We start from the raw sequence: 3,362 nt of genomic DNA, 5'->3' as shown, positions 1-3,362 counted from the left end.
ATTTTATTTTGATCTAGCTTACTTAAATGACCGATTTCTTTAAAGTTTAAACCGGCTTTGGGAAAGCGATAAATATTACCAAGATCGACCCAGGAAGGTTTCTTCAACCCAGCGGATTGCCAATCTTGAATCGGATAATATTGTTGCTTTATATAAGCCGATTTATTTTCATACTGACTAGTAATTTTAAAAGCCCCGACCGTCTGTTCTGATACCCGACGAATTAAAACTGGTCGAGACTTGCCACCGTTAGTTTCTACAAAACTAACGTATAGGCTGACTAAGTCATTAGTCCTCATCTGGATCATTGAGCCAATCAGCGACCTCTTTAGCGTCTTTGAACTCGGTGACTGGTATCCCTTCGGTCGCCTTTAAAAAGCGTAAATTAGCTCTTTCTTCTTCGCTTAAAGACGCATTAAAAGGTAAAGCACCATTAGCAACAATCCGCTTATAAAACATGTTAATGGCCGTGGTTGGATTTAAGCCCAATTCGCTTAAAACTGCTTCGGTATCATCGGCCAAATCTTTATCAATCTTGACTTGGACCCGTTTCTTTTCCTTAACTGCCATGATTGTCTCATCTCCTTTCTTTTACTACTACCATTATACTACCTTTTGAGTACCTTATCAATAGATAAAGCCCTGGCTTCAAATCACTTGAGCTTGGCGTTGATCTAAAGGCTGAACTTTTGAGCTGGTTAGCCTGGTTAGCTCTGGCGCTCATTTAAAAGCCCCTATTATTCTGTTTAAGCCATTTAAATCTAACTTAAGTATAAAGAGGTTAGTAAGTCTTAAAACCGCTTATAAAGGATTTTGTAGCCTTTTAGGACTAGTAGTACAAACCACTGTTATCGTTGTCGGCCGACTTTTCTTCTTCGGGGTGTTTGGCCACATATTCTCTAGCCGCTTGTTTATTCCACCAAACGCCAAATAGGTTTTGCATGGTGCCGTACAGGTAGTTTTCCACGTTCTTGATGTGCTTCTCATTGCTTCTTAGGGTGTTAAAGTAACGTCTCAAGGCTTTAGTCATTAAAAATTTAAGTTCTTCGTCGTCCAGTGGGATTATGACGCCAATATCTTTATGATCCTTCTCAACTCGATACTTAGCATTTAAGATAATACCAACGAAGCGACGTATCTGTTGCGGGGTACGGCACCAAAAACTAAGCAGTATTCATCATGTTACAGCACCCAAGTAAAAGCTACGAAGATAAAAACATTCATCCTCAAAATATGTAACCTAGAAAAAAGGCCTCCAGTGTTAAACCGGGATAAAGTGAACCCCCTGAGTTGGAGTAAATCCAAACTCAGGAGGTTTTACTATGTTCTCAGCAAAAATAAAGCAACAAGTATTAAGCGAGTATCTTCAGGGAACTTCGTCCCGATTACTCATGAGAAAGTATGGTATTAAAGGTAGTGCGACTATCCATCAATGGCTCACTCACTTTAAACTTTTTGGAATTCAAGGATTGGAGAACCATTCAAGGAAGACATTTTACGACTATTCCTTTAAAATCAAGGTTATCAAGTGGCGACAAGAACATCGTGCCTCATATCCAGTAACCGCAGCTCATTTCAAATTAAAACATCCGGTAATGATTGGGGATTGGGAACGAAAGCTGATTGAGGGACGTCTTAAGCCATTCAAAGGACGGTCTTTAAAAATGACAGATAAAGCTAAGCAATCTAAAACCTTGAAGCAACTTCAGGAAGAAAATGAACTCCTGCGGATACGGGTAGCCTACTTGGAAAAACTCGAAGCCTTGGCACAGAAAAAATCTCAAACCAAGAGAAAGCCCGGCTAATTACTGAGCTAAGGCGCAAATTCAATGTTAAATTAGTTGCGGTTTTGAAGGCAGTAAGAATGTCGAGTAGCAGTTATCATGATGCTCGTCATCGCAAATATCAAACGAACTCATCAACGTTAGTTGATGAGATTAGAAGTATTCGTTTAAATAATCCAGACTATGGATATCGAACAGTCACTCTGGCTCTTAAAAATAAAGGAATCCAGGCAAATCATAAAGCCGTACTTCGTATCATGCGTGAAAATAACCTACTATGTCAGGCGTTTAATCGGCGCACCAAGAAATACAATTCTTATAAAGGAACCGTTGGTAAAATTGCCCATAATCGTTTACAACGTCGTTTCAAGACGGATCGACCATTTCAAAAGATCGTTACCGATGTGACTGAGGTTCGTTGGGGTGAGCAAACTATCAACGAACGTGCGTACTTTACGGCTTATATTGACCTCTACAACGGAGAAATTATTGAATGGGCCATTGATCGTAAACCGACGGTCGACTTCGTAACATGCCCACTTAAGCGACTACTAGCAAAACGGCCAGATTTACCATATCGAATGACAATTCACTCAGACCAAGGCTTTCAATATCAAAACTTTCGATACGTGAACATTCTTCAACAAGCCCATGTTTTCCAAAGCATGAGCCGTAAGGCCACATGCCTAGATAATGCAGTAGCAGAAAGTATTTTTCACATTCTTAAAGTTGGCACGGTTCATAATCACCAATATAGGAGTTACAAAGAGCTAGAATCCGGCATTACTAACTACGTTGACTATTACAATCATCGTCGGATAAAAGCAAAACTGGCTGGTATGTCCCCGGTAAAATACCGGGAACATACCAGCCAGTTAGTGGCGTAGAAATTCACTCCAACTTATGGGGTTCACTTCAGGAGCCTTTTTTAGTATACCAATTTCTACTTCACATAAGGCGGCTTTTTATCCCAAGTGATCCCCATTAAGCCTGGTACTTCCACATTCCGTTATTTTCCGTTTGTGAAACCATCTTAAAAAGAAGTGGTCTAGGTCTTAGATTAGCTCTAATTGGGAAAATTGTTTTTGTGAAATCCTCTTAGTTTATCCCTAGACCATTCCATCAAATCGAATAGTCTCATTCTTTGTATTAACTAGAAACTGACCCACATTTCCTTGGTACTTCACCAATACTCTGAATGAATACTTGTAATTTACACGGGTATATCGAATACCTTCAATCTTTCCTTCATACCCTTGGCTATGCAAGACTCTCTTTACTTGGTTCCTTTGCCGACTCGTAATCCTGACTGAACTTCGGTAGATTATTCTCTTATTAAGTTCATCAGGATTCAAGGGAACAATGTAATCCTTACATTTCAACAATTCCACCAACTTTCTTTGGAATTTGACTTGACGGTTTTCGGTTTTCCATTCAGTTTAGAGGGAGTGACGTTTTGAGCGCAGAATTGTTCCCTGGAAACAGCTATTTGGAATAACTGAACCAGAGTACAATTCTACTACTAAAAGTTTCCCCTTAGTTCGTCGGTCGTTAACGCCCGTCGCTTGTCTGTACAAT

Annotated in this window: 4 protein-coding genes and 1 pseudogene; 2 read left to right on the top strand and 3 right to left on the bottom strand. The window is 39.8% G+C overall.

Going from position 1 to position 3,362, the window contains the following annotated elements; genetic code table 11:
- From EKM83_RS12990 to EKM83_RS12980, 3 genes and pseudogenes are all read right to left on the bottom strand, one after another.
- Positions 1 to 299 (bottom strand): hypothetical protein (locus EKM83_RS12990; RefSeq protein ID WP_125577957.1); only part of this gene is annotated, 299 nt, incomplete at its 3' end.
- Positions 289 to 570 (bottom strand): type II toxin-antitoxin system RelB/DinJ family antitoxin, encoded by a 282-nt coding sequence (locus EKM83_RS12985; RefSeq protein WP_124031765.1) that lies wholly within the window; start codon positions 568 to 570, stop codon positions 289 to 291. The genes EKM83_RS12990 and EKM83_RS12985, both read right to left, overlap by 11 nt.
- A gap of 259 nt (positions 571 to 829) precedes the next feature.
- A pseudogene (locus tag EKM83_RS12980) lies at positions 830 to 1,171 on the bottom strand (replication initiator protein A); the annotation flags it as partial.
- 151 nt (positions 1,172 to 1,322) lie between these two features.
- On the opposite strand from EKM83_RS12980, the gene EKM83_RS12975 reads away from it, so the two are divergent.
- Both EKM83_RS12975 and EKM83_RS12970 read left to right on the top strand, forming a co-directional pair.
- The gene (locus EKM83_RS12975) at positions 1,323 to 1,805 is read left to right on the top strand and encodes a helix-turn-helix domain-containing protein (RefSeq protein WP_125577953.1); all 483 of its coding nucleotides are present in this window, start codon (positions 1,323 to 1,325) and stop codon (positions 1,803 to 1,805) included.
- Complete coding sequence (locus tag EKM83_RS12970; protein WP_125577951.1) at positions 1,778 to 2,671, top strand: IS3 family transposase; 894 nt, start codon at positions 1,778 to 1,780, stop codon at positions 2,669 to 2,671. Before EKM83_RS12975 ends, EKM83_RS12970 begins: the two co-directional genes overlap by 28 nt.
- Positions 2,672 to 3,362: the final 691 nt, after the last annotated feature.

This window comes from Levilactobacillus angrenensis (genome assembly GCF_003946085.1).
Classification (GTDB): Bacteria; Bacillota; Bacilli; order Lactobacillales; family Lactobacillaceae; genus Levilactobacillus; species Levilactobacillus angrenensis.
This window is presented reverse-complemented; position numbering and strand designations above follow the sequence as displayed.